This window comes from Bradyrhizobium sp. UFLA05-109 (assembly GCF_054185165.1).
In genome coordinates, this window is sequence record NZ_JBBIAR010000027.1 from 54,898 (window position 1) to 81,850 (window position 26,953).

Annotated in this window: 30 protein-coding genes; 12 read left to right on the top strand and 18 right to left on the bottom strand. The window is 64.6% G+C overall.

What is annotated here, in order from left to right; genetic code table 11:
• Window position 1 precedes the first annotated feature (1 nt).
• A complete protein-coding gene (gene purB, locus Q3C01_RS20795) occupies window positions 2-1,309 on the bottom strand; it encodes an adenylosuccinate lyase (protein WP_458147173.1) in 1,308 nt (435 codons plus the stop codon).
• A 524-nt stretch (window positions 1,310-1,833) separates the two neighbouring features.
• Here purB and Q3C01_RS20800 point away from each other — a divergent pair.
• The gene (locus Q3C01_RS20800) at window positions 1,834-2,418 is read left to right on the top strand and encodes a TetR/AcrR family transcriptional regulator (protein WP_458147174.1); all 585 of its coding nucleotides are present in this window, start codon (window positions 1,834-1,836) and stop codon (window positions 2,416-2,418) included.
• 59 nt (window positions 2,419-2,477) lie between these two features.
• On the opposite strand, the gene Q3C01_RS20805 is transcribed toward Q3C01_RS20800, so the two are convergent.
• The 3 genes from Q3C01_RS20805 to Q3C01_RS20815 all read right to left on the bottom strand — a co-directional run bounded on the left by Q3C01_RS20805 (window position 2,478) and on the right by Q3C01_RS20815 (window position 4,905).
• Entirely contained in the window at window positions 2,478-2,780 is a 303-nt protein-coding gene (locus tag Q3C01_RS20805) for a hypothetical protein (RefSeq protein WP_458147175.1), read from the bottom strand.
• A 93-nt stretch (window positions 2,781-2,873) separates the two neighbouring features.
• A complete protein-coding gene (locus Q3C01_RS20810) occupies window positions 2,874-3,527 on the bottom strand; it encodes a response regulator (protein WP_458147176.1) in 654 nt (217 codons plus the stop codon).
• A 7-nt stretch (window positions 3,528-3,534) separates the two neighbouring features.
• Window positions 3,535-4,905, bottom strand: a complete 1,371-nt coding sequence (locus tag Q3C01_RS20815; RefSeq protein ID WP_458147177.1) for a HAMP domain-containing sensor histidine kinase — start codon at window positions 4,903-4,905, stop codon at window positions 3,535-3,537.
• Between the two features lie 188 nt (window positions 4,906-5,093).
• Between Q3C01_RS20815 and Q3C01_RS20820 the strand changes: the two genes are divergently transcribed.
• The 5 genes from Q3C01_RS20820 (at window position 5,094) to Q3C01_RS20840 (ending at window position 9,435) form a co-directional block, all read left to right on the top strand.
• Entirely contained in the window at window positions 5,094-5,864 is a 771-nt protein-coding gene (locus tag Q3C01_RS20820; protein ID WP_458147178.1) for a MotA/TolQ/ExbB proton channel family protein, read from the top strand.
• Window positions 5,861-6,532, top strand: coding sequence for a hypothetical protein (locus tag Q3C01_RS20825; protein ID WP_458147179.1), 672 nt, complete (start codon window positions 5,861-5,863; stop codon window positions 6,530-6,532). The genes Q3C01_RS20820 and Q3C01_RS20825 overlap by 4 nt, the downstream gene beginning before the upstream one ends.
• Entirely contained in the window at window positions 6,525-7,133 is a 609-nt protein-coding gene (locus tag Q3C01_RS20830; protein ID WP_458147180.1) for a hypothetical protein, read from the top strand. The genes Q3C01_RS20825 and Q3C01_RS20830 overlap by 8 nt, the downstream gene beginning before the upstream one ends.
• Window positions 7,134-7,251: 118 nt before the next feature.
• Window positions 7,252-7,992, top strand: a complete 741-nt coding sequence (locus Q3C01_RS20835) for a metallophosphoesterase family protein (RefSeq protein ID WP_458147181.1) — start codon at window positions 7,252-7,254, stop codon at window positions 7,990-7,992.
• Between the two features lie 3 nt (window positions 7,993-7,995).
• Window positions 7,996-9,435, top strand: a complete 1,440-nt coding sequence (locus Q3C01_RS20840) for a protein kinase domain-containing protein (protein ID WP_458147182.1) — start codon at window positions 7,996-7,998, stop codon at window positions 9,433-9,435.
• 100 nt (window positions 9,436-9,535) lie between these two features.
• Here Q3C01_RS20840 and Q3C01_RS20845 read toward each other — a convergent pair whose 3' ends face one another.
• The 4 genes from Q3C01_RS20845 to rpe all read right to left on the bottom strand — a co-directional run bounded on the left by Q3C01_RS20845 (window position 9,536) and on the right by rpe (window position 10,931).
• On the bottom strand, window positions 9,536-9,727 hold the full coding sequence (locus Q3C01_RS20845; RefSeq protein WP_458147183.1) for a hypothetical protein: 192 nt from the start codon (window positions 9,725-9,727) through the stop codon (window positions 9,536-9,538).
• Window positions 9,728-9,751: 24 nt separating this feature from the next.
• Complete coding sequence (locus Q3C01_RS20850) at window positions 9,752-9,928, bottom strand: hypothetical protein (protein WP_458147235.1); 177 nt, start codon at window positions 9,926-9,928, stop codon at window positions 9,752-9,754.
• 6 nt (window positions 9,929-9,934) lie between these two features.
• Window positions 9,935-10,081 (bottom strand): hypothetical protein, encoded by a 147-nt coding sequence (locus Q3C01_RS20855; protein WP_458147184.1) that lies wholly within the window; start codon window positions 10,079-10,081, stop codon window positions 9,935-9,937.
• Between the two features lie 148 nt (window positions 10,082-10,229).
• Window positions 10,230-10,931: a ribulose-phosphate 3-epimerase gene (gene rpe, locus Q3C01_RS20860; protein WP_458147185.1), complete on the bottom strand. Its 702-nt coding sequence runs from the start codon at window positions 10,929-10,931 to the stop codon at window positions 10,230-10,232.
• Between the two features lie 260 nt (window positions 10,932-11,191).
• Between rpe and Q3C01_RS20865 the strand changes: the two genes are divergently transcribed.
• On the top strand, window positions 11,192-12,031 hold the full coding sequence (locus tag Q3C01_RS20865; RefSeq protein WP_458147186.1) for an EF-hand domain-containing protein: 840 nt from the start codon (window positions 11,192-11,194) through the stop codon (window positions 12,029-12,031).
• Window positions 12,032-12,164: 133 nt separating this feature from the next.
• Here Q3C01_RS20865 and Q3C01_RS20870 read toward each other — a convergent pair whose 3' ends face one another.
• Both Q3C01_RS20870 and Q3C01_RS20875 read right to left on the bottom strand, forming a co-directional pair.
• Window positions 12,165-13,160, bottom strand: coding sequence for a P1 family peptidase (locus Q3C01_RS20870; protein ID WP_458147187.1), 996 nt, complete (start codon window positions 13,158-13,160; stop codon window positions 12,165-12,167).
• 62 nt (window positions 13,161-13,222) lie between these two features.
• Complete coding sequence (locus Q3C01_RS20875; RefSeq protein ID WP_458147188.1) at window positions 13,223-16,060, bottom strand: PAS domain S-box protein; 2,838 nt, start codon at window positions 16,058-16,060, stop codon at window positions 13,223-13,225.
• A 236-nt stretch (window positions 16,061-16,296) separates the two neighbouring features.
• Between Q3C01_RS20875 and Q3C01_RS20880 the strand changes: the two genes are divergently transcribed.
• A complete protein-coding gene (locus Q3C01_RS20880; RefSeq protein ID WP_458147189.1) occupies window positions 16,297-16,674 on the top strand; it encodes a response regulator in 378 nt (125 codons plus the stop codon).
• 91 nt (window positions 16,675-16,765) lie between these two features.
• Here Q3C01_RS20880 and Q3C01_RS20885 read toward each other — a convergent pair whose 3' ends face one another.
• From Q3C01_RS20885 to Q3C01_RS20905, 5 genes are all read right to left on the bottom strand, one after another.
• Entirely contained in the window at window positions 16,766-17,884 is a 1,119-nt protein-coding gene (locus Q3C01_RS20885; RefSeq protein WP_458147190.1) for a branched-chain amino acid ABC transporter substrate-binding protein, read from the bottom strand.
• A 152-nt stretch (window positions 17,885-18,036) separates the two neighbouring features.
• The gene (locus Q3C01_RS20890) at window positions 18,037-18,777 is read right to left on the bottom strand and encodes an ABC transporter ATP-binding protein (RefSeq protein ID WP_458147191.1); all 741 of its coding nucleotides are present in this window, start codon (window positions 18,775-18,777) and stop codon (window positions 18,037-18,039) included.
• Window positions 18,774-19,607 carry an ABC transporter ATP-binding protein gene (locus tag Q3C01_RS20895; protein ID WP_458147192.1) on the bottom strand — a complete coding sequence of 278 codons (834 nt, stop codon included), beginning with the start codon at window positions 19,605-19,607 and terminating at the stop codon, window positions 18,774-18,776. The genes Q3C01_RS20890 and Q3C01_RS20895 overlap by 4 nt, the downstream gene beginning before the upstream one ends.
• Window positions 19,604-20,932 carry a high-affinity branched-chain amino acid ABC transporter permease LivM gene (gene livM / locus Q3C01_RS20900; RefSeq protein WP_458147193.1) on the bottom strand — a complete coding sequence of 443 codons (1,329 nt, stop codon included), beginning with the start codon at window positions 20,930-20,932 and terminating at the stop codon, window positions 19,604-19,606. The genes Q3C01_RS20895 and livM overlap by 4 nt, the downstream gene beginning before the upstream one ends.
• A 12-nt stretch (window positions 20,933-20,944) precedes the next feature.
• On the bottom strand, window positions 20,945-21,862 hold the full coding sequence (locus Q3C01_RS20905; RefSeq protein WP_458147194.1) for an ABC transporter permease subunit: 918 nt from the start codon (window positions 21,860-21,862) through the stop codon (window positions 20,945-20,947).
• Window positions 21,863-22,145: 283 nt separating this feature from the next.
• On the opposite strand from Q3C01_RS20905, the gene Q3C01_RS20910 reads away from it, so the two are divergent.
• Both Q3C01_RS20910 and Q3C01_RS20915 read left to right on the top strand, forming a co-directional pair.
• Entirely contained in the window at window positions 22,146-22,307 is a 162-nt protein-coding gene (locus Q3C01_RS20910; protein ID WP_458147195.1) for a hypothetical protein, read from the top strand.
• A 222-nt stretch (window positions 22,308-22,529) separates the two neighbouring features.
• Window positions 22,530-23,048: a hypothetical protein gene (locus Q3C01_RS20915; RefSeq protein ID WP_458147196.1), complete on the top strand. Its 519-nt coding sequence runs from the start codon at window positions 22,530-22,532 to the stop codon at window positions 23,046-23,048.
• On the opposite strand, the gene Q3C01_RS20920 is transcribed toward Q3C01_RS20915, so the two are convergent.
• The 3 genes from Q3C01_RS20920 to Q3C01_RS20930 form a co-directional block, all read right to left on the bottom strand.
• Window positions 23,010-23,402, bottom strand: a complete 393-nt coding sequence (locus Q3C01_RS20920; protein ID WP_458147197.1) for a carboxymuconolactone decarboxylase family protein — start codon at window positions 23,400-23,402, stop codon at window positions 23,010-23,012. The two genes, Q3C01_RS20915 and Q3C01_RS20920, sit on opposite strands and share 39 nt — an antisense overlap.
• Window positions 23,403-23,529: 127 nt before the next feature.
• Window positions 23,530-24,312 carry a 3-oxoadipate enol-lactonase gene (pcaD, locus tag Q3C01_RS20925; RefSeq protein WP_458147198.1) on the bottom strand — a complete coding sequence of 261 codons (783 nt, stop codon included), beginning with the start codon at window positions 24,310-24,312 and terminating at the stop codon, window positions 23,530-23,532.
• A gap of 15 nt (window positions 24,313-24,327) precedes the next feature.
• Window positions 24,328-25,683, bottom strand: a complete 1,356-nt coding sequence (locus tag Q3C01_RS20930) for a 3-carboxy-cis,cis-muconate cycloisomerase (RefSeq protein WP_458147199.1) — start codon at window positions 25,681-25,683, stop codon at window positions 24,328-24,330.
• 169 nt (window positions 25,684-25,852) lie between these two features.
• Here Q3C01_RS20930 and Q3C01_RS20935 point away from each other — a divergent pair, with 169 nt between their 5' ends.
• Window positions 25,853-26,299, top strand: coding sequence for an SRPBCC family protein (locus Q3C01_RS20935; RefSeq protein WP_458147200.1), 447 nt, complete (start codon window positions 25,853-25,855; stop codon window positions 26,297-26,299).
• Between the two features lie 134 nt (window positions 26,300-26,433).
• The gene (locus tag Q3C01_RS20940; RefSeq protein WP_027525325.1) at window positions 26,434-26,919 is read left to right on the top strand and encodes a (2Fe-2S)-binding protein; all 486 of its coding nucleotides are present in this window, start codon (window positions 26,434-26,436) and stop codon (window positions 26,917-26,919) included.
• Window positions 26,920-26,953: the final 34 nt, after the last annotated feature.

Sequence of the window (26,953 nt, forward strand, 5' to 3'; positions counted from 1 at the left end):
ATCAGCTCTCCCCGAACACGCGCTTGAAGATCGTATCGACGTGCTTGAGGTGATAGCCGAGGTCGAACTGCTCCTCGATCTCGGCGTCCGAGAGATATTTCTTCACCTCGGCGTCCTTCTTCAGGAGCTGCAAAAAGTCGCCTTCACCGCGCCAGACCGGCATGGCGTTGCGCTGCACGAGCTTGTAGGCGTCCTCGCGGCTCGCGCCCTTCTGCGTCAGGGCCAGCAGCACGCGCTGCGAATGCACGAGGCCGCCGAGGCGGTCGAGGTTCTTCTGCATGTTGGCGGGGTAAACCAGCAGCTTGTCGATCAGGCCGGCGAGGCGCACCAGCGCGAAGTCGAGCGTCACAGTGGCGTCAGGGCCCATCATGCGCTCGGCAGAAGAGTGCGAGATGTCGCGCTCGTGCCAGAGCACGACGTTTTCCAGCGCCGGCGTCACATAGGCGCGGACCATGCGCGACAGACCCGTGAGGTTCTCCGACAGCACCGGGTTGCGCTTGTGCGGCATCGCGGAGGAGCCTTTCTGGCCCTCCGAGAAGAACTCCTCGGCTTCCAGCACTTCCGTACGCTGAAGGTGGCGGATTTCCACGGCGAGGCGCTCCACGGAGGAGGCGATCACGCCGAGCGTGGCGAAATACATCGCGTGACGATCGCGCGGGATCACCTGCGTCGAGATCGGCTCCGGCACCAGTCCCATGGCTTTCGCAACATGCTCTTCGACGCGCGGATCGATCTGCGCGAAGGTGCCGACGGCGCCGGAGATTGCACAGGTCGCGACTTCCTTCCGTGCCGCGATCAGGCGCTCCTTGGCGCGCGAGAATTCGGCATAGGCAAAGGCGAGCTTGAGGCCGAACGTCACCGGCTCGGCATGGATGCCGTGGCTGCGGCCGATGGTCGGCGTCATCTTGTGCTCGAGGGCGCGCTTCTTCAGCGCTGCAAGCACCTTGTCGAGATCGGCGAGCAACAGATCGGCGGCGCGGGAGAGTTGGACGTTGAGGCAGGTATCGAGCACGTCGGAGGAGGTCATGCCCTGGTGGACGAAGCGTGCCTCGGGGCCGACGATCTCGGCGAGGTGGGTGAGGAAGGCGATGACGTCGTGCTTGGTCTCGCGTTCGATCTCGTCGATGCGAGCGACGTCGAAGGTGGCGTTGCGAGCCTTGTCCCACACCGTCTTGGCGGCTTCTTTCGGGATCGTCCCGAGCTCGGCGAGAGCGTCCGCCGCATGCGCCTCGATCTCGAACCAGATCTTGAACCGCGTCTGCGGCTCCCAGATCGAGGCCATTTCCGGGCGGGTATAACGGGGGATCATCGCTAGGCTCCAGGTGGGGCGGGCGCGCCCGAGGGCGCGGACACCGGCCAGAATGTTTTTTACGCCGCGATTTAGCAGAGCGGGCAGGGCGAAACAAACGTCCAGGTCTCCAGGTCTGGCAAACCGGGGGATAGCCGGCCCTTTTCGGACGGACTGTCAATCACGAAAAGCTGACTGACAGATATTGAAATCTGTTATCGAAAGGTGTATATCCGTTATCCGACGCTCCGATTGGGCGTCCCGCGGCTCCATCCCGGGGCCCGGGTCCGAAACAAAGGGACCTATGGGCCGTAACGAAGAGGGTGGGTCGGGACGAAGTGGAGACTTACGACAATGACGACCGAAATCATCAGTATCGCCGGGCAGATCGGGCACTGGCTCAATGTCCTGGTGGCGCGCCAGATCGCGGCGCAGGCTGCAAAACTGCCTCATTAAGGCGAGAGCTTTCCGAAACGACCGGCGAGGGGCTTCGGAAGAGGACTTTCGCCGGATAAATAAACCCAGGGCGGAAATTTGGTGCTGGCATGAACGAAGCGGTTGTCTTGACGCCGGAGCGCATCCTCGAAGTCACCGAGGACGTGCTCAGGCGCTATGGGCTTGCCAAGGCCACCGTGGTCGACGTTGCCCGCGCGCTCGATGTGAGCCATGGCAGCGTCTATCGCCATTTTCCGAGCAAGGCCTCGCTGCGCGAGGCAGTGGCCAAGCGCTGGCTCGAGCGCATGGATGCGCCGCTGCGCAAGATCGCCCAGGATACGGGGCCCGCGCCGGCGCGGCTCGAGGCCTGGCTACGGACGTTGTTCGCCGCCAAGCGCGAGCGCGTCTGCGACGATCCCGAGATGTTCCAGACTTATCTGACGCTCGCGCGCGAGGCCTGCGCGGCGGTGAAATGCCACAAGGACGGACTCGTCGAGCAGATGTCGGCGATCTTGGCCGACGGCGTGAAGCAAGGCGTGTTCGACGTAGCCGACACCAATGTCACCGCGCGCGCGATTTTTGATGCGACCAGCCGCTATCACCATCCCGCCCACGCCGACGAGTGGAAGGACGCTGATCTGCCCGCGCGCGTCGATACGCTGCTCGCACTAGTGCTGCGCGGACTGAAGTCGTAAGGGGCAACGCTCCGTCATCTCGTTCTGGCGCACCAGAGACCAATCTACCGGTGTGCCTCTCACCCTCTGGCCTTGTGGGCGAGGGGGCCGTCGTGAAGCGCAACCGGATGAACGGGCTTTTTGCGCGCGTGGATGGTGTCGGCGGTCGATGGCACAACTGGCGGGCTTTCGGGATAGGCATTGACCTCGATTTCGACGATTCCCTTTGCGCGCTTTCGAAGGCGGTAGAAAGTCAGCTCCTGTTCGAGCATGGGGCAGCGGAAGCTGACTGCAGCCGTATCCGGCAGGCGGCAGAGCTCGTCGATGAGTTCGCCTACGGTAATGATCGGGGGATGGGCTGTCTTATGATTAGCCTTGCTCATGGCGTTACTCCTCCACTGCGTTACTAACTGGAGCCGAGTGGCCTCAGTTCCGATGGAGCGACGCTCGACGATCCCTATGCGTCAGCATTGCTGCTAGATCCGCATCAGCCCGCAACTCGCCGCAAGCCGCACCAGTTGCGCATCCGTACGCGCCCCGGTCTTGGTCTTGATCAGATAGTGATAGTTCTGCACGGTCTTCACACTGAGATTGAGGTGCGAGGCGATCTGCTCGGTGGTGGCGCCGCTGACGAACTGCCGCAAGATCTCGATTTCGCGCTCGCCGAGCTGATCGAGCACTGAGCCCGTCGGTGACAGGCTCTCCTCGGCCAGAATATGGGCGATGTCGTCGCTCATGGCGCGCTCGCCGCGGGCAACCACGCGGACGGCTGCAACGACTGCGGCGGGCTCGCTGCTCTTGGTGACGAAACCGCTGGCGCCGGCATTGAAGGCAGCCTTCACCAGAACGGCCTCGTTGTGCATGGTGAAGACGAGAATGCGCGCGCGGGGATTGCGCGCGCGGATGTTGCGGATGGCTTCGAGGCCGCTCGCGCCGGGCATCGAGATATCGAGCACGGTGACATCAGGATCATGCGTCTTGAAGGCGCCGTATGCGTCCGCGGCATTGTCGGCTTCGGCGATGACATGCAGATCGCCCTGGCTTTCCAGGACGCGACGGTAGCCTTGCCGGACGATGGGATGATCGTCGACCAGCAGTACCGAGATGCCCTTTGCCGCCACCTCCGTCATGCCAGCCTCATGCGGCCAGAGGAATGGTCGCCGCCACGCTCAGCCCGCGATCGGCACGCGCGATCGACAGCGAGCCGCCGGCGGCCGCGACACGCTCGCGGATGCCGGTCAGCCCAAAGCCGGCCGACTGCACCACCCGATCTGCATCGCCGTCGCCGTCGTCCTCGACGCGGATCAGCAGCGCGTCGTCCGCGCCGGCGCGCCGCTCGACCCGCAAGTTGATCTCGCGCGCCGCGCTGTGGCGCAGCGCATTGGTCAGGCATTCCTGGGCGACGCGGTAGGCGGTGGTCGCCGCCGTGTCGCTGATGTCCGCAAGGTTGCCCTTGAGGTCGAGCTGGATCGTCGGCTGCGTCGCGCTTTGCGAGCGCCAGCTATCGACGAGATTGACGAGGCTCGCCTCGAGCCCCAGCTCCTCCGGCAAGGGATTGCGCAGCCGCTTCAGCGTGTCGCGGAGCGATGACATGATGCGATGCGTAGCCTGCGAGATCATGCGTGCATCCTGTGCCGCACCGCTCGCATTCGTCTCCTTCGCGCTCGCCGTCTCGATGGTGCTGGCGAAGGCGAGGATGGCGGACAGATTTTGTCCGAACTCGTCATGCAGCTCGCGGGCGAGCGCACGTCGCTCGTCGTCGCGGATCTCGAGCAGGCGCCTTGTCAGTGCCGCGCGTTGCTCGGTCGCTTCCTCCAGCCTCCCGCCGAGCTCGCCGACGGCCTTGCCGATCATCGCAAGCTCCACGGAGCGGAAGCGCGGCAGGGGCGTGCGGTACTGCCCGCGCGCCATCCGCTGCAAGGCGGTCACGATCGAGCGGGCCGGCGCGAGCGTATGCGCGATCGCGAGCGAGGCCAGCAGCGCAATCGCCGCCGACATCAATAGCGCGACGTCGATCACGTTGAGAATGTACTCCCAGGCGAGCGAGATCGCCGCAGCCTGATCAGGCGTCGCCACGACCGCGCCGGCCGCGGCCGCGCGCGGGCTCACCGGTCGCACCACCTCGGCATGGCTGCCGAGGAGGATGGGGACCAGGGACGCAAACCAGCGCGGTGGGGTCTGGCCGATCCCCTGGCTCTGGCCGCATAGCGGCCTCTCGAATGCGGCCGCCGGCTGGAACTGCACACAAACGCCCGGCGCAATCAGCTTCATCGTCTCCAGCGTGCGCCAGTCCGGAACCGGTACGAGATGCTCGCGCATCCTGTTGCTGCGCAGCAAGAGCTCGCGCCAGTACAGCGCCTCCAGTGCATGCGCGACCCGCTGGGCGGACGCGGCCGTGGCGCGATCGACGCTGCGATAGGCATCAAAAGTTGCCCACACCGTCGCGGCGGTCAGGCACAACGCGACAATGACGAGCAAACGGGCGACGAGCTGAAGCACGAGGCGCATGCGATCACCCCCAACGTTTGGTAAGGTCACGATAACAACGCCGCCGCACCTTGCCAATCGCGAGCGACATCCGGCGATGCCGCTCGGGAAAATTTCCCAAACCGATTTGGGCATGGCTCTTTGGACTGCGCGCGGCGGCTTTGATCTAATCGGGGGCGGGGCGCTAACAGAGCGGGGAGCGAGACAGCATGAGTTCGATCACCATCGGCAAGAGCGCGCCGCCTGCGGCCGATCCGTCGGAGCGGAGCGCGCTCCTGCTCTGGATGATCTTTACGGGCTTGTCGGTCTTCGCCGTCGTGCTGCTGTGGCGCTTTGGCCTGATCCATCTGATGGTGGTCTCGGACCGCACCTACATTTCCAGCCTGATCGCGGTGCTCTATGTCGTCACCTGCGGGCATTGCTTCTGGCGGACCCGCGCGATCGCGCGGGAAGCGGCGGCGGCGCGGCGCTGCCGTGCGGTGCTGTCGGCCAAGGACGGCAGCAAGGCGCTCGATGCTGCCGGCACGTCGCTGCCGCATGGCCTCGTCAGGAATCACATCGAGAGCCTGGTGACGAAAGCCGCGGCGCAGGACTATCGTCCGGTGGACCAGACGCTGCTGCTGCGGACGCTTGCCGACCGCCTGCGCGGCTCCAACGGGTTCGGCGCCTTCGTCTCCGACACGCTGATGAAGCTCGGCCTGCTCGGCACCATCATCGGCTTCATCATCATGCTGGCGCCGATTGCCGGGCTGGACGCGGCCGACAAGGTCGCGATGCGGTCCTCGATGGGGTTGATGAGCGACGGCATGGCGGTTGCGATGTACACGACGCTTGCGGGCCTCGTCGGCTCGATCCTGGTCCGCATCCAGTACTACATGCTCGACGCCGCGACCCAGCGGGTGTTCTCCGACGCCGTCGTGCTGACCGAGACCTACGTCACCCCGGCTCTGGAACGTAAGCGTCCGGGAACGCCGCCATGATGGACGATTTCGGGCTCTACCCGCGCGAGGAGCCGTTCGATCCGCTCGGCGTGATGCTGTTCAAGGCACTCCAGGTGGTGGCCTTCCTGTTCTTCCTCGCGCTTCTCGCTGTCTCGCCGGACGCCAAGGACGGCAAGATCGACTCCAAGGCCGAGTTCATGATTACGCTGGACTGGCCGGACAATCATCCTGATGATCTCGACCTGTTCGTGCAGGATCCCGCCGGCAACATCGCCTGGTACCGGCATCGCGAGGCTGGCTTTCTCACCCTCGACCGCGACGACCGCGGCGGCGCCAACGACTTCATCGTGGTCAACGGCAAGAAGATCGCATCCCCGATCCGCGAGGAGATCGTCACCGTGCGCGGCATCGTCGCCGGCGAATACACCGTCAACGTCTCGCATTTCCAGGCCACGACCGGCGAGCCGGTCGCGGCCAATGTGAAGGTGCAGAAGCTCAACCCGACCGCCCAGGTGATCTTCGACAACAAGCTGACGCTCAACCATACCGGCGACGAGAAGACCGCGGTGCGGTTCCGGCTCGATGCCGAAGGCAAGGTGATCAACGTCGATCAGCGGCCGAAATCGCTGCTGGAAACGTTCCGCAGCAGTTGGCGCAACGGCGCGGATATCGATCCGAAGACTGGCGTGAGGATGCGCCGTGACTAGCCTGCAACTCGTCATACTCACGATTTCGGTCGCTTACGCCGTGATCGGCGCTCTGCTCCTGGTCGTCCTGGTCTATGGACGCCTACACTGGTCGCTGAAGGCCATGGCCGTCGTTGTAACCAGTGTCTTCTACCTCGTCAGCTTCGGCGCGATGCGCGGGCTGCTCGGCTGGGCCACCACGGACCGGCTGCCCGTGTCATTCAAGCTGTTGGCGGCGCGCATCGTCGAGCCGCATTCGCTGGAGGGTGACCCCGGCTCGATCTATCTGTGGGTCGAGGAACTCGACGAGGACAACCGGCCGAGCGGTATCCCGAGGGCTTTCCGCGTTCCCTATAATGACACGCTGGCCGAGAAGACCCATGGAGCGGAGAACGAGATCGCGGCAGGGCGCCCGCAGGGCGGGCGCGCCGCGGATTTTGGCGGCGGTGACGGCACCGTCATCGACATGGTGCGGGAATATGTGACGCCGAAGGCCGTGATCGAGACGGCCGGCGGCGATTCATCGACCGGCGAATTCAGGGCCCCGCCGGCAGGTAGCGAGCAGGGCGCGGTGTTCACGCCGCTGCCGCCGCCCAGAATGCCCCCTAAGGACCAGCAGTAGGCTCCGCTACCGGCTGCGCCGCGGACGGCTGGCCAACAGGCGTGCGCTGACGCATCTTGTTGACGTCCCCCAAATTGGCTTTATCGGCATACGAACAGCGTTTGAGGGTGGAGGACGCGTGCGACTGGCCGTCTTTTCGGATATCCACGGCAACCGGCAGGCCTTTGACGTGTGCCTGAAGGCGGCGCGCGAGCGCGGCGCGGAGCGCTTCATCCTGCTCGGCGATTTCGTCGGCTATGGCGCCGATCCGGAATGGGTGGTCGACACCGCGATGGAACTGGTGGCTCACGGCGCCGTCGCTGTGCGCGGCAATCACGACCAAGCGGTCCAATCGTCTGCCGAGACCATGAACGCCGAAGCGCAGATCGCGATCGAATGGACCCGCGGTCGGCTCGATGCCGCGCAGCGGCGCTTCCTCGCGGAGCTGCCGATGTCCGTCGAGGATGAGGGCCGCCTCTATGTGCATTCGGAAGCCTCGCACCCGACGCGATGGCACTATGTCCGCTCGACGACGGACGCCGCAAAAAGCCTGATCGCGACGCCGTGCCACGTCACGTTCTGCGGCCACATCCATCGCCCGGCGCTCTATTCGATGTCGGTGACCGCGAAGATGACGAGCTTCGTACCCAAGACCGACGTTCCCGTGCAGCTCCTGCGCGGCCGGCAATGGCTCGCGGTCATGGGCTCGGTCGGTCAGCCACGCGACGGTGATCCCTCCGCCTGCTTTACGCTGTTCGAAACCGAGAGCTGTCAGATCACCTATTGCCGGGTACCCTATGACATCGAGGCGGCAGCGAGCCGAATCCGGGAGAACGGCCTGCCGCATTGGCTGGCCGACCGGCTGTCGCAGGGGCGTTGAGCGATGCCGAAATCCCTGGTCACGGTCGGAGCTGAGATCGACGGCTTCACTGTCGGTGAGTGCATGCATGCCGGCGGCATGGCGACGCTGTGGACGGTCACCCATCCCGGCATCGATGCTCCGTTACTGATGAAGGTCCCGCGGGTGTCCGAGGGCGAGGACCCCGCCGCCATCGTCTCCTTCGAGATGGAGCAGATGATCCTGCCGCGGCTCGCCGGCCCGCACGTGCCGCGCTGCTTCGGCACCGGCGATTTCGCCCGCCAGGCCTATGTCGTGATCGAGCAGCTTCCCGGCACCACACTCTACCCGCGGCTGCCCGACCTGCCGCTGCCCTATGAGGAGGCGCGCGGGCTGGTCGCGAAGATCGCGACCGCGCTGGCCGATCTGCACCGGCAGAACGTGATCCATCACGACATCAAGCCGAGCAGCATCATGTTCCGGGCGAGCGGCGAGGCGGTGCTGATCGACTTTGGCCTGTCGCACCACGACCATCTGCCGGATTTGTTGCAGGAGGAGTTCCGGCTGCCCTACGGCACCGCGCCCTATATGGCGCCGGAGCGGCTGTTGGGTGTGCGCAACGATCCGCGCAGCGATCTTTTTTCGCTGGGCGTGCTGCTCTATTTCTTCACCACGGGCGAGCGTCCATTCGGCGAAGGCGAGACGCTGCGCGCAATGCGACGCCGGCTGTGGCGCGATCCGCATCCGCCGCGCAAATTGCGTCCCGACTATCCGCCCTGGCTTCAGGAGATCGTGCTTCGGTGCCTGGAGATCGAGCCGGTCCGGCGCTATCCGACCGCCTCGCAGCTTGCGTTCGATCTTACCCATCCCGACAAGGTCAGGCTCACCACACGCTCGGAGCGGCTCAAGCGCGATCCGCTCTCGGTCGCCTGGCGACGGCGCTTCAATCAGGAGGTGACGCAGTCGCGGCCGAAATCGGATGTGGCGGCGCAGATTGCCTCGAGCCCGATCCTTGCGATCGCGCTCGACACCGCCGAGGGCGCGCCCGAATTGAACGAGGCGCTGCTCGTCACGACCGAGCGGATCCTGGCGACGCTACCCTCGGCGCGACTCGCCTGCGTCAACGTGCTGAAGCTCAACCGTCTCGTGATCGACCGGACGCTCGACGAAGACGGATCCAACAAGCATATCGACCGGATGGTCGCGCTCAGGCATTGGGCGACGCCGCTCAAGCTCGACGAGAGCCGCCTCACGGTTCATGTGCTGGAGGCGATCGATCCGGCCGCAGCGATCCTGGAATTCGCCGAGATCAACCAGGTCGACCACGTCATCATCGGCGCGCGGCAGAGCTCGTTCAAGCGTACCCTGCTGGGCAGCGTTTCATCGAAGGTCGCCTCCGAAGCAACCTGCACCGTCACCGTGGTGCGGCCGCCGAGGATGGCCGCGGATTCGGAAGAGGTGAGGGCGGACGAAGCCGCGGGCTAGCTGCGCATGATCCGGAAAAGTGTGTAGCGGTTTTCCCTCGCGACGAACGCGGAACGCGTTTGCGCGGAGATCATGCGCGAACAAAAAGGCAATGCGCAGGTCAGAGAGCGTGGGCGGCGTGAGCGTCGCGCTTGCGGCGGACTGGCAGCCAGAAGTCCGGACCGGCTTCGTTGCGGTCGTGACCGACGCCGAAGAACTGGATGATCTCGCGGCACGGCTCACAATTGAACAGATTGCCGGAGGAGGCTGCCTTCGACATCGCGTTCAGGCAGTTGGGGCAAAGCGGTTTCATCAGGCTATTCCAAAGAAAATGATTTCAGTGCTGACGCGGTGACCGGAACTGGTCCAGGTCCACAATCTCGGACCCGGTGTCGTCGTTGGCCTCGCACGCGGTACGCTCAAAGCGATCGAAGAAATAATCGAGGTCGGGATGCGGGCGCCGCGGGATGCAGCACCTGCGCTTCGGTTGACGCTTCACGATCATCACCTGCACGGGCGTTCAGCCGCGGTGGCGATTGAGATGGATGACGCGGGCGGAACGAGATGCCACCTTCACCGGCCGCGCTACGTAGACGCAACGCGCCGCAATTGCTGCATTCAAGCCAAGCCACAACGCCACGCCAGCCCAGACCAGGGTCGTTGTCATGATGTGCTCCCGTCAAAAAGGGGAGCGCTGTTGTGCATCGATTTGTACGAATCAGGGAAGCTGGGATGATTACGGGGTTGAAGGCAATCTCAAGTTTGTCGCGGCGCAACACCCGTAGAAACCCGCAATATATTTCGTGAGCGCGGATTCAAATCGCCTCACCGCGCGCGTTTGCGGCCGCGTTACGGATCGCATCGATGTTGGTCTTGTAGGCCTCCTGCGTGCCGCCGCGGAATACCGCCGTGCCGGCGACGAAGGCGTTGGCGCCGGCCGCCGCAAGGGCACCCGCGACGTCGGGCCCGACGCCGCCATCGACCTCGATGTCGATCGGCCTGCCCGCGGTCATCGCGCGGATGTCGCGGATCTTGCCGAGCGCGGAGGAAATGAAGGCCTGCCCGCCGAAACCGGGATTGACCGACATCACCAGCACGAGGTCGATCAGGTCGACGACGTATTCGATCGCGCTGATCGGCGTGCCCGGGTTGAGCGAGACGCCGGCCTTCTTGCCGAGCGCGCGGATCGCCTGGAGCGAGCGGTGCAGGTGAGGACCTGCCTCCGCATGCACGGTGATGTGGTCGCAGCCGGCCTTGGCGAAGGCCTCCAGATAGGGATCGCAGGGCGCGATCATCAGATGCGCGTCAAAGATCTTCCTGGTGTGCGGACGCATCGCCTTGATGACGTCGGGTCCATACGAGATGTTCGGAACAAAATGCCCGTCCATGACGTCGAGATGCATCCAGTCGGCGCCGGCCGCATCGACCGCGCGCACCTCTTCGCCGAGCCTGGAAAAATCCGACGCCAGGATCGACGGCGCGATCATCAGGGGGCGGAGTGCGAGGGCTTGGGTCATGGGCACTGTTTCCCGAAAAAGCCTATGGGCCATGTGACGATGGGCCTCGCCTAACATGGGCGATGCGGGGGAGCAATGCAGGGGGGCAGGCGCTTCCTGTGGGCGGAAAATTCTGCCGCAGCCGGCACGAATTGCCGGTGTTCCCCGACGGCGGAAAGCGAGGGATAGCCGGATTTGATTGAGGTTTTTGCGTTGGCACGACGCTTGCTCACTGGATCGGAGCATTGGCCGCGGCTTGCCGCATCGTCTGGAGTTGTCGAATGTTGTTCGCCCTTGGTGCCGTATCGGGTGCGCTCGACGCGTTGCAGTCGCTGACATCCTCGAAGACGTCCTCGACGCAGCAGACAGGCTCCACACAAGGGGTGACCAACCCGTTCTCGATCGACAGCAGCAGCACGACAAGCGGCGCGAGCTCGTCGGTCAACTCCGGCAACTGTCCGCAGATCTCGCCCGAGACGATGAGCGCGCTGATTGCGGCGCAAAGTCAATCATCAGCGAGCGCGAGCAGTTCCTCAAGCTCGACCGCGTCGAGCTCCTCAACGAGCTCATCGTCAACCTCGATGAGCCCGCAGGACGCCCTGAAGGATCTGTTTTCGCAGATCGACGCCGATGGCGACGGCTTGATCACCAAATCGGAATTCGAGAGCGCGCTCGGCGCCGGCGGCACCAATGTGGCGCAGGCCGATGACGTCTTCTCCAAGCTCGACACCAATGGCGACGGCAGCGTCAGCCTCGACGAGATGTCGAAGGCGCTGCAGGGTGGGCATCACGGTCACCACCATGCCGAAAGCGCCGGCAGCTCCAGCGGCTCCGGGGATGCCAGCGGCAATGGCTCGGACGGCAGCTCCGATCCCTTGACTGGGGCGACCACGACGTCCGCGACCAACAGTGACGGCTCGACCACGACCACCATCACCTATCCGGACGGCTCGAAGGTCTCGATGACGACACCGGCTGCGTCGAGCTCATCGAGCTCCGGCTCCAACTCCAGCAGCTCGAACTCGGCGACCTCGTCGTACAACTGGATCGAACAAATGATCCAGCGCGAGGCGCAGCAATTGTCGGCCACCGCGGCCTCGTCGCTGTCGGTGAGCGTCTAGGCTCGCGCCAATTCGACGGCGTCATGCCCCGGCTCGACCGGGGCATCCAGTACGCCGCGGCTTCTCCGCATTCGTCACAGTCTCTGGAATACTGGACCGCCCGGTCAAGCCGGGCGGTGACGAGAGTGCGAGGCTAGCCGAACCGGTCCCTCCATGCGGGCAGTGCGCCCGCGAACGGCAGTGCGGTCGCATGATAGACACCGCGCGCAATCGCGCGCGCCACGACGTTGGCTGCGACCATGCCGACCTCGGTGAGCTCGACGATCGGATCGATCGCCTTCTCGCAGGTCGCAGCGGCAAACAGCACGTCGCCGTCGGTCGGTGCATGCACCGGATAGATCGCGCGGGCAAAGCCGGTCTGCCCGATCATGGCAAGGCGCTTGGCTTGCGCCTTGGTCAGCGTCGCGTCGGTGACGACGAGACCGATCGTCGTGTTCTCGCGCGCGCTGGCGGCCGGCCCCCCCTTGATGCGCATCTTGAGCATGTCATCCGCGAAGGTATCCGGCAGGCCGCGTCCGCCGAACTCGCCGCCCACCTCGAACGGCGCGGCCCAGAACCAGGGGCCGTCGCCCACGGTGACGCTGCCGACCGCATTGACGGCGGCGATCGCCGCGACCTTGATGCCGTTGCTGGTCACGGCGGAGGCCGAGCCGAGCCCGCCCTTGCAGTTCGCCGTAGTGGCGCCGAGGCCGGCGCCGACGCTGCCGAGCGCGAAGTCCGCACCGGCCGAGGCTGCCGCGGCATAGCCGAGGTCGCGATAGGGCGGGAAGCGGCCCCAGGCCTTGTCGCCGCCATTGAGGAGATCGAACAGGATCGCGCCCGGCACGATCGGGATCAGCGCCTCACGGACCCGGAATCCGCGCCCCTGTTCGGCGAGCCAGGCCTGTACGCCGCCGCCGGTCTCGAGCCCGAAGGCGGAGCCGCCCGACAGCGCGATTGCATCGACGCGCTCGACCGTGTTGGCAAGATCGAGCAGCGCGTCCTCGCGCGTCCCGGGCCCGCCGCCGCGCACATCGATCGCCGCGACCGCCGGCTGGTCGAAGACGATCGCGGTCGCACCCGAGGCGAGCTTGTCGTCGTGGGCGTGCCCGACGCGGACACCGGCGATGTCGGTGAGGAGGTTTTTCAAGGCGGCACTCCCGGCGCTGCAAGCGGCAGTGCCTTCAGCGATAGCGCAGGCGCAAGCCGCGCTCAACTGGCGAGCGCGGTGCGGAGCATCCTGGCGAGCTCGGACTTGCGGTAGGGTTTTGCGAGCAGCAGCACGCCGGAGTCGAGCCGGCCGTGATGGACGATGGCGTTTTCGGTATAGCCAGATGTGAACAGCGTCTTCAGCGCTGGCCGACGCCGCGCCGCTTCGTCGGCGAGTTGGCGGCCGTTCATGGCGCCGGGCATGATCACGTCGGTGAAGAGCAGGTCGATGTCGGCATTGCCGTCGATCAGCGTCAGCGCTTCCGCTGCATTCGCCGCTTCCAACGCGTTGTAGCCGAGGCTCCTGATCTGGGTCACGACATATTGGCGTACCAGCGCGTCGTCCTCGACGATCAGGATCTTTTCGTCTCCGCCCTCGATCGGCACGTTTCGCATCGCCTCGAACGCGGTCTCCTGCACGCCGGTCGAGCGCGGCAAATAGATCTTCACGCTCGTGCCGTGACCTTCCTCGCTGTAGATCTTGACGTGTCCGCCGGACTGCTTGACGAAGCCGAACACCATGCTCAGCCCCAATCCGGTACCCTTGCCGACCTCTTTCGTCGTGAAGAAGGGGTCGAACACCCGCTCGATCAGCGCAGCCGGAATGCCGATGCCGGTGTCACTCACCGCGATCATCACGTAATTGCCGGCGACGATGTCGGGGTTCATGCTCGCATAGCCTTCGTCGAGGAAGACGTTGCGGGTCTCCAAGACCAGCGTGCCGCCGTCGGGCATGGCGTCGCGCGCGTTCAGGGCGAGGTTCAGGATCGCGGTGGTGAGCTGGCTCGGATCGACCAGCGCCGGCCAGGCGTCCTCGGTCAGGTGCGGCGTGATGGTGACCTGCTCGCCGAGCGTCGGACGCAGCAGCTTGGCGGCTTCCACGACCAGCGCATTGGGGTCGACCTCGCGGGGTTGCAGCGGCTGCTTGCGGGCAAAGGCGAGCAGATGCCTGGTCAATTGCGCGCCGCGTTCGGCCGCATCGTCGATCAGCCCGGTGATCGCCGCAAGGTCAGGCCGGTCGCCGACGGCATCGGACAGGATCCCGATCGTGCCCGTGATGACCGTGAGCAAGTTGTTGAAATCATGCGCGACGCCACCGGTGAGCTGGCCGATGGCGTCCATTTTCTGCGCCTGCCGGAACTGCGCCTCAGCCGCCTGCTTTTCGGTGAGGTCGCGTCCGATGAAGAAATGGCGCTTGACCGGCTCCGACCAGGTGCCCATCCAGTTCAGCGTGACGTCGTGCCCTTCACGGTGGGGGTAACGCGCCTCGAAGCTGCGCTTGGTGAGGCCGCGCCGAGCGGCGCGCATTTCATCGCGCGTCTTCTCGAGATCATCGGGATGGATGAATTCCGTCGCGTTGTGTCCGATCATGTCCTCCGGGCTGAAGCCGAGGATGTCCCTCACGCTCGGGCTGACCTGGACGAAATTGCCGTAACCGTCGGTGACCAGGATCAGGTCCTGCGACGTCTCGAAGATGCGCTCGCGCTCCTCGACCTCGCGATTGAGCGCCGCCTGCGTTCGCTTCCGTTCGGTGATGTCGCGGGCGACCTTGGAGGCGCCGATGATCTTGCCGTCTGCCGACCGCAGTGGGAACAGGCTGAGCATGACGTCGAGGAGCTGCCCGTTCTTGTTCATCCGCACGGTTTCGAGCTGCTCGATCACCTCGCCGTTGCGAGTGCGGGCGAGGATCTCCTCGATCTCCTCGCGACGACCTTGCGGCATGATGATGTCGATCGGCCGGCCGACGGCCTCCGCTGCGGAGAAGCCGAATACGCGCTCGGCGGCTCGGTTCCAGGCGGTGATGGTGCCGTCGAGCGTCTTGGTGATGATGGCGTCGTTGGAGGATTCCACGACCGCGCTGAACAGCCGCTCGCGCTCACCAAAATGACTGCGATCCGAGGCCGACTGCCGCTGCAGCGCTCCAACCATTCCAGCCGTCTGCGCCTGCAGGCGGACATTCTCGATCAAGAGCACCGCAAGGACGAAGCTTGCAGCGCAAAGACCGTAGATCCGTCCCGCGTAGAAGCCGAGATCGAAGCGGGCGCCATTGAGGATTCCCGACAGGGCGATATCGAATAGCCAGGCGCACATGACGACCATGAGCCAGACGTCGATCACCGTATGCGGCCGCCGAAACCACAGCGTGACCAGGGCGGCGGCGCTCAAGGACCATACGAACGAGATCACACCGATCTGCGTGGGTGTGAAGTGGCCGTCGCGCAAGAGGTCCGGCAGCAGGTCGTGCTTGGCCGTGACGATCCAAACGAAGGCGATGACCACCACGGCCGGCCCCAGTATGCCGCAGAGGATCGCGCGGCGCACCGTGCCCCTAATTTTGACGCCGCCGCCAGCGTCCTTGAGCCAGGCATAGGCGAGCACGGACAGCGGAAAGCCGCCATGCCAGATCATATAGAGCCAGGCGGTGGTTTGCGGGCCCGCGCCCAAGAGTCCCGTTGGCGCAAACAGCTCGGGGAAGGTCAGTGCATGGGCAATCGCCGCGGCCGCTGTGAAAAGATAGCCGGTCGAGAGCATCAACAGCGCGCGGGTCCGCAAGACCGCAAACTGCGACAACAGCAGCACCGCTGTGACGATGTCGATGACGGCAAGCGCAGACTGGTAACTCGCGACGAAGGCCGGAACGCGCGCAAGCGGCACGCGGGCGAAGGGAACGGCCAGCGCAAACAGAATCGACGAGACACCAACGATCGCCAATGCTGCAGTGCGATCGCTCCGAGCGGCAGGCAAGGTCGATAGAAAGGTGCTTCGGTCGTTCGGTGCCAGCACGTTCACCTCTTCCGGACCACCATTGAAGCTTTCAGTAAGACACTTCCTCGGGAGCATCTTAGCCCGCTACCTCTCTGCGCGGTAGCGGGGTCTGGGCACGCGCTCTGATGGGAAGACACGCGACTCAACCGAAGGTTAGAGCTTACTTAATTTTTCTCCGAACGAGGAGCCGAGACCGGGTAAGCTGGTCTTTACTGACCGGGGAAATAATACGTCTACCGCTGTGGCGGGATCCCGTTCCGGGAGGCAGATTTCTTGACCGACACCAATTTTGTGACGACGGGAGTTGTTCCATGCCCCGTATCCTCGTGATCGACGACCAGAAGGAGGTCCGGGCGATGGTATCCATCGTGCTCCGGGTCAATCGTTTCGAGGTCGTGGAGGCGGAGAGCGGCGCGGCTGGCCTGAGGGCGTTTGGCGAAGCGGCGTTCGATGCAGCGATCGTGGACATTTTCCTGGCCGACACCAGCGGCCTCGAGGTCATGACGGCGATCCGCGAGATGTCCCCGAACTTCCCGATCGTCGCCGTCTCCGGCATGACCGCCCTCGACTTCATGGAGGAGGCGCCGGGCCTTGCCAACGTCGTCTGCGTGAAGAAGCCGTTCCGGCCCAACGATCTCCTCCAGGCGCTCAAGACGGCGCAGTCGGGCAAGCTCCAGGCCGCGGTCTGACCGCCGGATGCGAAAACGCCCCGGCGTGCCGGGGCGTTTGTAAGGATGGCCGCAACGCCGAGGCGTTGGGAGCCGTTGTTAAGAGCGCTCTTTAGGAGCCCTTGGCGCCGAGTTCGGCGTAGTTGCCCTTGGCGTCCCACTTATAGACGACATAGTCGATCTGCTTGATGTCACCCTTGGCGTCATACTCGATCGGGCCGAGCACGGTGTCCCACTTGCCGGCCTTGATGGTTTCCATCACCTTCTTCGGATCGGTCGTGCCAGCCTTCTTCACGGCTTGCGACCAGACCTGCATCGCGGCGTAGGTGTAGAGCGTGTAGCCCTCCGGATCGATGCCCTTGGCCTTGAAGGCTTCGACGATCTTCTTCGCGCTCGGCTTGTTGCGCGGATCGGGGCCGAAGGTGAACAGCGTGCCTTCGCCCGCCGGGCCGGTAATGGAGGCATACTCCTTGTCGGCCAGCGCGTCGCCCGACATCAGCACCGTCTTCAGGCCCTGGTCGCGCATCTGACGCAGGATCAGGCCGGCTTCCTGATGGTAGCCGCCGATATAGACGAGGTCGATGTTGTCCTTCTTCAGGCGCGAGACGATCGCGTTGAAGTCCTTGTCGCCCTTGTTATAGGACTCATAGAGCTTCTCGGTAATGCCGGCCTTGTTGAGGGCCTTCTTCGTCTCGTCCGCAAGACCCTTGCCGTAGGTGGTCTTGTCGTTGAGGATCGCGATGTTCTTGCCCTTGAAGTTCTTGCCGATGTATTGCGCGGCAATCAGGCCCTGCTGGTCGTCACGGCCGCAGACGCGCGCCACGTTCCACAGCTTGCGCTCGGTGAAGAGCGGGTTGGTCGAAGCCGGAGTGATTTGCAGGACGTTGCCGTCAGCATAGGCTTCCGAGGCCGGGATCGAGGACGACGAGCAGAAATGCCCGGCGACGAACGGGATCTTGGCGCCGGCGATCTTTTCCGCCACCGAGCGGGCCTGCTTCGGATCGCAGGCGTCGTCTTCGGCATCGAGCGCGAGCTTCTTGCCGTTGACGCCGCCGGCGGCGTTGATGTCCGCCACCGCCAGGTCGGCGCCGTTCTTCATCTGCCGGCCGAATGCGGACTCGGTGCCAGTCATCGGGCCCGCAACTGCGATGGTGATATCCTGCGCGAACGCTGCCGTCGACAGCGCTACGGACGCGCCAAATGCCAGACCGATGAGCTTCAGTGATTTCATGAGATACCTCGCGGGTGGTCGTTTGTTGGGAGTTGCCGGGTTGACCCGGTTCTAACCGCCGCCATTCTTGAATGAATTTACGGAGAAGTCACCGGCAAAATACGGGCATAGGCAAAGATATCTAGCCGCTTCCTCGCGCAGGACGGGGCCGGTCAGGCGTGCCGGCCACCTTCCAGATAGGCGGCGCGGATTTCAGGGCGCTGCAGCAATTCGGCGCCGCTGCCCGCGAGCGTGATCAGGCCGTTGACCATGACGTAGCCGCGATGGGCGAGCTTCAGGGCATGGTTGGCGTTCTGCTCGACGATCAGCACGGTCAGGCCGTCCTGCCGGTTCAGGGTGCGGATCGCGTCGAAGATCTGCCGCGCGATGAGCGGGGCGAGCCCCAGCGAGGGTTCATCGAGCAGGAGCAGGCGAGGGCGGCTCATCAAGGCGCGCCCGATCGCCAGCATCTGCTGCTCGCCACCGGACAGGGTTCCGCCGCGCTGGGCGAAACGTTCCTTCAGGCGGGGAAACAGGGCGAATACGCGCTCGAGCGTGCCCTCCCGTTCCGCTGGCGTGCTGTCGGTGACGTCGGCCCCCATCTGGAGGTTCTCGGCGACGCTCATCCGCGGGAAGATGCGGCGGCCTTCCGGCGATTGCGCGATGCGCAAATGGGCGATCTCGTGAGTCGGGACGGCGGTGATGTCCTTACCCTCGTACAGGATCTGCCCGGCGCGGGCGCGCGGCTTGCCGAAGATCGTCATCATCAGCGTCGACTTGCCGGCGCCGTTGGCGCCGATCAGCGCGACGATCTCGCCGGAATTGATCTCGACGTCGACGCCCTTCAGCGCCTCGATCTTGCCGTAGGCCGCGCGCAGGCCCCGGATCGCGAGCAGGGGGGATGCTGCCGTCACGATCCGCTCTCCATGACGGCCATCGCCTCTTCCTCGTCGGCGCCGAGATAGGCGGCGATCACCTTGGGATCGTCGCGCACCTCGCGCGGCGTGCCCTGCGCAATCTTCACGCCGTGGTCCATCACCACGATGTGGTCGGAGATCTCCATCACGACTGACATGTCGTGCTCGATCAGGAGGATCGAAGTTCCCAGGTCGTTGCGGATCGAAAGCAGGAGCTCGCTCAAGGCCGCGCTCTCGCGCGCGTTGAGGCCGGCAGCCGGTTCGTCGAGGCACAGGAGCGCAGGCTCGGTGCACATCGCGCGCGCGATCTCGAGGCGGCGCTGGTCGCCATAGGCGAGGTTGCCGGCCGCATCGTCGGCACGATCCAGGAGGCTGACCCGCTTCAGCCAATCGGTGGCGAGAGCGATCGCCTGCGCTTCCGCACTGCGGTAGTTCGGCGCCCCAATCAGGCCGAGGAAGGTGAAACCGGAGGCGCGCATCAACATGTTGTGCTGCGCCACCATCAGGTTTTCCAGCACGGTCATCCCGGGAAACAGGCGGATGTTCTGGAAGGTCCGAGCGACCTTGGCATGCTTGGCGATGCGGAAGTCGTTGAGCCGCTCGAGCGCGATTTCCTTTCCGTCATCGTGGGTGAGGCGAATGGTGCCGCCGGTCGGCTTGTAGAAGCCGGTGATGCAGTTGAACACCGTGGTCTTGCCGGCGCCGTTCGGTCCGATCAGCGCCGTAATCTTGCGCCGGTTCGCCGAGAACGACAGATCCTGCACGGCGACGATTCCGCCGAAGCGCATGGTGAGCTGATCGACGTTGAGGATACGCTCGCCGCTCATCCGTGGCCTTCCTTGACGAGGTCGGAGGAGATGGCCTTTGCCTTCTTCAGATATACGGTCGGCGCGCGATGGCCGATCAGGCCGCGCGGTCGCCAGATCATGATCAGCACCATCGCCCAGCCGAAAACCAACATGCGGAAGATCTCGAGGCCCCGGAACAGCTCGAACCCGCCGATCATGGCGAGAGCGGCGAGCGCTACGCCAAGCTGCGAGCCCATACCGCCGAGCACCACGATCGCAAGCACCAGTGCGGATTCCTGGAAGGTGAAGGATTCCGGGCTGATGAAACCCTGGCGCGTGGCGAAGAAGGCGCCGGCGAAGCCGCCGAACAGCGCGCCCGTCGCGAATGCCGTCAGTTTCGTGGTCGTGGTGTTGATGCCAAGCGCCCGGCAGGCGACCTCGTCCTCGCGCAATGCTTCCCAGGCGCGGCCGATCGGCAGGCGCCGCAGGCGAATCGTCACCCAGTTGGTGAGCAGAGCCAGCGCCAGGATCAGGTAGAACAGGAAGACGATGCGGTGGGTCGGCGAATACTCGATGCCGAGCTTTGCGGCCAGCCCGTCGTCGCTGTTGTCGAGCGGGATGCCGAACAGGGTGGGGCGCGGAATGCCGGTGACGCCGTTGGGCCCGCCGGTCAGACTCTGCCAGTTGATGATGACGAGCCGGATGATCTCGCCGAAAGCGAGCGTGACGATCGCGAGATAGTCGCCGCGCAGCCGTAGCACCGGGAAGCCGAGCATAACGCCCCACATGGCTGCGAGGATCCCGGCGAGCGGCAGGCAGATCCAGAACGACAAGCCGAAATTGGTGGCGAGCAGCGCGTAGGAATAGGCCCCGACCGCGTAGAAAGCGACGTAGCCTAGATCGAGCAGGCCGGCGAGCCCGACCACGACGTTCAAGCCCCATCCCAGCATTACATAGGTGAGCACGAGGATCGCGAGGTCGAGGATGTAGCGCTGATTATAGAAGATGACCGGCACGAGGAGGGTGAAGATCAGCAGCGCCGGCGCCAGATAGTGGCCCACGATCGACATGCCGCGATGCACGGCGGGTGGCACCAGCTTCTCGGCGCCGACAGGGCCGATCCATTGCCGCAGCAATTCGATGAGGATCGATCCTCCGAACACGATGCCGACGATGGAGGCGAGTTCGCCGAACCGCGTCCAGTAGGTCAGTTGCCCATCGGGACCGGCCTCGGTGCGGATGCCGATCATCAGCGAAAACAGCACCAGCGCGACGAGAGCGCTCAGGAAGGCCTTTTTCAGGATGAAGGGGATACCCGCTGCGGTGCGGGTTGCGGATACCGTTTCTTGCGAAAGAGCTGTCACGCGGGCGACCCGTCAGACTTTTTCGACTTCGGGACGGCCGAGCAGGCCGGTCGGCATGAAGATTAGCACGATGATCAGGATCGAGAACGCGGCGACGTCCTTGTACTCGACCGAGAAATAGGCTGACCAGAAGGTCTCGATCAGGCCGATCGCAAGCCCGCCCAGCACCGCGCCCGGCAGTGAGCCGATGCCGCCGAGCACGGCCGCGGTGAACGCCTTGATGCCGGCGACGAAGCCCATGTTGAAATCGACCTGGCCATAGTAGAGCAGGTACATCAGGCCCGCCACTGCCGCGAGCGCCGCGCCGATCACGAAGGTCATGGAGATGGTGCGGTCGACATTGACGCCGAGCAGCGCCGCCATGGTCTGGTCCTGCTCGCAGGCGCGCATGTCGCGCCCGAGCCGCGTGCGCAATACAAGGCGGTTGAAGATCAGCAGCAGCACGATCGTGGTGACGACCACCAGGATCTGGATGTTGGAGAGCTGGATCACGAAACCGTCCGCGCTCTCATGCAACGTGTAGCCGCCGGTGATCAACGGCGGGATCGGCTTGACCCGGGCGCCCTGCGCCACCTGCGAGTAGTTGGTCAGCACGAAGGACATGCCGATAGCCGAGAGCATCGGGGCGAGGCGGAAGGAGTGGCGCAGCGGCCGGTAGGCGATGCGCTCGACGGTCCAGCCATAGAGCGCGGTGATTGCCATCGAGACCAGGAGCACGACCAGCAGGATGATCGGAACCGCGGTCAGGCCGAACGAGACCAGGATCAGGAAAGTGATCAGGGCGATGAAGCCGCCGATCATGAAGATGTCGCCATGGGCGAAATTGATCATGCCGACGATGCCGTAGACCATCGTGTAGCCGATGGCGATCAGGCCGTAGATCGAACCGAGGACGAGGCCGTTGATGAGCTGCTGGGCGAAATAATCCATGGGCTGCCGTTATCTCAACTTGACGCCGCTCAAAGGGAGCTCTTGAGAGAGAGAGTTCTTGGGCCCCGGCAGCCCTTGAGCAATCCGATCGTTGTAACAGGAGGGAACTGGCGGCCGCAACTGGGCTGGCCTCCGCATAAAGGCTTGTACAGAGTTCATTTTGCAGTCTGGTTCCGATACCGGCGGGTGGAACCCGGTTCCCGGGCAACCAAGTTCCCGGGCAACCAAAATGGATGCGGGCCGTTATCTCTTCTTGTGACGTCCAACAAGGGAGTTTCCCGCGATGACGAAGCAGCAGAACCAGAATCCGGGCCAGCAGAATCAGAAGCCCGGCCAGCGCCCCGATCAGCAGCAGCAGGGCGGCGGCCAGAAACCCGGACAGCAGCAGCAGGATCCGATGCGCCAGGGCGAGAAGCCGGGCCAGCATGGTCAGGACCAGCGTTGATCCATAAACACGTTGGAGTTGTGCAAGCACCTTGGAGTTGTAGCCGTGAAGTTGTAAAAGTCCCGCCGAAAGGCGGGACTTTTTCCTTTTGCTCGGCTGAGGCTTGTCCACAGCAGTTAAGGTAAACAAAGGGTTTAAATTGCCGCCTCAAGTCGAGGGGAGTTAGCTACCGCAAAAGGCCCGACCGGCTCGGGCCCAACGGAAATCATGCGGGAAGCGGCAATGCTGAAGAACTGGCGGATCGGCTCAATCAATGGCGTGGTACTGGCCGCCTATTTCATCCCGGCCTGGACGCTGGTTGCCTTCAACATCATGGTCGCCCCCGTGCACGGGCTCTACGAGCGGCCGAGCGTCGCGGTGGCGCTGTTCATCAGCGACCAGCTCCAGATGTCGGGCATGAGCACGGTCCGCGCGGCGTGGCTGCTGGCGCTCGGGCGCCTCACCGTGGTGGCGTTCTTTGCCATTTTCCTGGCGCTGCTCTCGATCCCCCGCGTCCGCAAGGCCGGCGGCTCGGACGAGGCACTGGCCATTGCGCTTCTCATCGGTAGCCTGATGTCGTTTGCGAGCATGGTGATGGCCTCGAAGGTCGGCGAGATGGCCGCCCTCAGGCTGCATGCGACCGAGCTCTTGCTGCTGCTCGGCGCGACAATCGTGCTGGTGATCGAGCGGCCGGTCCGGCCGCGCGTCGAAACCACGGCACCGCTAGGGCTTGAGCAGGCCGAGCTCCTGCACAATCGCTGACGCTTCCTTGACGGCGTGGTTGGCCGCCGGCACGCCGCAATAGATCGCCTGCTGAAGAAGGATTTCCTTGATATCGTCGGGGGTGAAGCCGCCCTCGGCGAGCGCTGCGCGCACGTGCAGGCGGAATTCGTCCCATTGCCCGAGCGCGACCATGGTGCCGATGACGAGCACGCGCCGCGTCCGTTCGTCGAAATGCGGCCGCGTCCAGATCTCGCCCCACGCGTAGCGGGTGATGAGGTCCTGGAAATCGGTGTTGAACGCATTGCGGTTGGCGATCGACTTGTCGACCCAGGCGTTGCCGAGGATCTTGCGGCGCACCTTCATGCCGGCATCGCGGCGCTTTTCGTCGTCCATATGTTTTCTCCAGAGTGAGTCATTCCGGGGCGCCTCGGAGAGGCGAACCCGGAATCTCGATGTCGTGATGATGATCGAGATTCCGGGTTCGATGCTTCGCATCGCCCCGGAATGACGGTGATAGCGGCTAGCGTTGCGTCAAGAAGCCGACCACCGCGTCGGTGAAGGCGTGCGGCTGCTCGACATTGGAGATGTGCGCGGCATCGATGATGGTCATGCTGGCGCCCGGAATTTGGCTGCGGATCAATTCGCCTGCCGAGATCGGCGTTGCCATGTCGTGGCGGCCGGCGATCACCAGCGTCGGGCTCTTGATCTTCGGCAGCAGCGCGCGCTGGTCGAGCGTCGACAGTGCCTCGCAGCAGGCGAGATAGCCTTCGACCGGCGAGGCCACCAGCATCGCCTTCATCTTCGCGGCGATCTGCGGCTCGCGCTCGCGGAAATCGGCCGTCAACCAGCCGGCGATCACAGTATCAGCCACCGCTGCGATGCCGCCGTCCTTCACTGCCTTGATGCGGTTCAGCCAGTTGGTCGGATCGGGGTAGTAGCAGCTCGTATTGGCGAGGATGATCTTGCCGAACCGCTCCGGCGCGTTGGCGCCCAGCCACTGCCCGACCATGCCGCCCATCGACAGGCCGCACCAATGCACCTTCTCGATGTTGAGGTCGTCGAGGATCGCGAGCACGTCGCGGCCGAAGCGCTCCATCGAATAGGGGCCGGGAGCCACGGTAGACTTGCCATGGCCGCGGCGGTCGTAGCGGATGACGCGGAACACCTGCGTCAGCGCCTTCATCTGCGGCTCCCACATCTGCAGCGTGCAGCCGAGCGAGTTGGAGAGCATCAGCGTTGGCCCGCCGTCGCGGCCCTCGACGGAGACGTTGAGCAGGCACCCGTCGGCATCGATCATGGGCATGGCGGGGTCTCCGTTCTATTCGCGGTCGAGGCTGTCGAGCAGCCGGTCGATCAGGGCCTGGGAAGCGCCTTGATAGGCCATCGGCTCGAACAATGCCGCAATTTTCTCCGGCGCAAGATGCGCGGTGACATTCGAATCGGCCGTGAGCACGTCGCGCAAATGCTTTCTCTCGGCAACCGCCTTCTTGCTGGCAGCCTCGACCAGATGATGCGCGTCGCTCTTGCCGATCGTCTCGGCGAGCGCGAAGGTGACGGCTTCCGCCATGATCAGGCCATGCGTCGCGTCGAGATTGGCGCGCATGCGCGCCGCGTCGACGTCGAGGCCTTCGGCGATATCGACGATGGCCGCAAGCGCACCGGAGGTGACCAGCATCAATTGCGGCAGCGTCGGCCATTCCGCGTGCCACGGGCCGGCGCTGCGCTCGTGATCCTGGACCTGGGCCGCGAAGATCGTCGCGGCCAATTGCGGCGCCATCGTAGCGGCCCCAAGCGCACTTGCCGCTGCGACCGGATTGCGCTTGTGCGGCATGGTCGAGGAGCCACCACGGCCTTCGCCGGCAGGCTCAAAAGCTTCGGCGACGTCGGTCTGCATCATCAGCGAGACGTCGCGGGCGATCTTGCCGCAACTGCCGGCAAGAATCGCAAGGCTTGATGCCGCCTCGGCGATTCGGTCGCGATGGGTGTGCCAGGGCGCTTCGGGCAATTGCAGGTTCAACTCCTGTGCAAGCCGCTCGGCGACGACGAGCCCCTTGTCGCCGAGTGCTGCCAGCGTGCCGGCGGCGCCGCCGAATTGCAGCGCGAGGCCTTCGCGGCGCAGCCGCCGCAGCCGGCAGCGTGCGCGGGCAAGGCTTGCGGCATATTCGGCGGCCTTCAATCCGAACGGCATCGGCAGCGCGTGCTGCAGCCAGGTGCGCGCGACCATGGCGGTGTTGCGGTGGGCGCGCGCCAGTGCGGCGAGCCCTTTGATGGCGCGGCTGAGGTCGGCGTCCAGCGCATCGATCCCGGCGCGAAGCATCAGCATGGTCGCAGTGTCGATGACGTCCTGGCTGGTCGCGCCCCAATGCACGTAGCGCGCCGCCTCCGCATCGGCCTTGGCGACGCTCGCGGTCAGCGCCTTGACGAGGGGGATCGCCAGGTTGCCCGACCTGGTCGCGGCGTCCGCAAGCGCGGCAAGGTCGAACGCGGCTGCATTGCAGGCGGCTTCGATTGGGCCAGCCGCGCTCGCGGGAATTACGCCGGTCGCAGCTTCGGAGCGGGCCAGCGCTGCCTCAAATTCGAGCATGTATTGCAGGTAAGCCCGGTCATCGCAGACCGCGCGCATGGCCGCGCTCGACAGCATCGGCGCAAGCAGGGGGGAGAGGGATGTGCTCATGTTGCGCCGGACCTAATCACCATGGGCGGCGTCTGCCAATCCCAAACCGCTGGCGCAAACTTGTTGCAGTTGCGAATATGCATTGCATGTGATCGTCGGCCGCCCTTTCCTTTGCGGCGGCCCTGCGTTACTTGAGCAGCATTGCGTCAATGATCCCGGGAGGCTGCCCATGGCCATGACAATGAACGGCGAAGTTCAGCTTGCGGCGTCGCGCGAATCCGTATGGGCCAAGCTCAACGATCCCGAGGTGCTGAAGGCCTGCATCCCCGGCTGCGAGGAACTGGAGAAGACCGACGACGGCGGTTTTCGTGCGGTCGCCAAGATGAAGGTCGGCCCGGTGTCGGCGCGCTTCAAGGGCAAGGTGATGCTCAGTGATCTCGACCCGCCGAACGGCTACAAGATAACGGGTGAAGGCGAGGGCGGCGTGGCCGGCTTCGCCAAGGGCGGCGCGGCGGTGAAGCTGTCGGAGAAGGATGGCGGCACGCTGCTTTCCTATGATGTCGAGGCGCAGATCGGCGGCAAGTTGGCGCAGCTCGGCCAGCGCCTGATCAACGGCGCCGCCAAAAAGCTCGCCGACGAATTTTTTGCGAATTTCGCCAAGGCGGTACAGGGTTAGCCCTACGCCTTAAGGCATAACTGCCTGCATTTCGGGCGATGTTGCCCGAAGGTGCAATGGCCCATATGATGGGTTGGAATAACTATAAGAACCGCTTCGCCGGGACCCGGCGGGGCGCTGACCAGAGAGTCCTGATGGCCAAAATCTCCCTTATCGTGAACGGCAATCCCGTCAACGCCAATGTCGACCCCCGCACCCTGCTGGTGCAGTTCCTGCGCGAGCATCTGCGGCTGACCGGGACCCATGTCGGCTGCGACACCTCGCAGTGTGGCGCCTGCGTCGTGCATCTCGACGGCAAGGCCGTGAAGTCCTGCACCACGCTTGCGGTGATGGCCGACGGCCACGAGGTCAAGACCATCGAAGGGCTGGCCGCCGACGGCGCGCCGCTGCATCCGATGCAGGAGGCCTTCCGCGAGCATCACGGCTTGCAGTGCGGCTTCTGCACGCCCGGCATGATCATGACCGCGATCGACATCGTCCATCGCAAAGGTCACGAGCTCGACGACCACACGATTCGCGAAGAGCTCGAAGGCAATCTCTGCCGCTGCACCGGCTATCAGAACATCGTCGCCTCGATCGCCGCCGGCGCGAAGGCGATGGCGAAATCCGATCTCGCGTAAACCGACACTCGCGCGCATCTCGCGATCAGGAAGT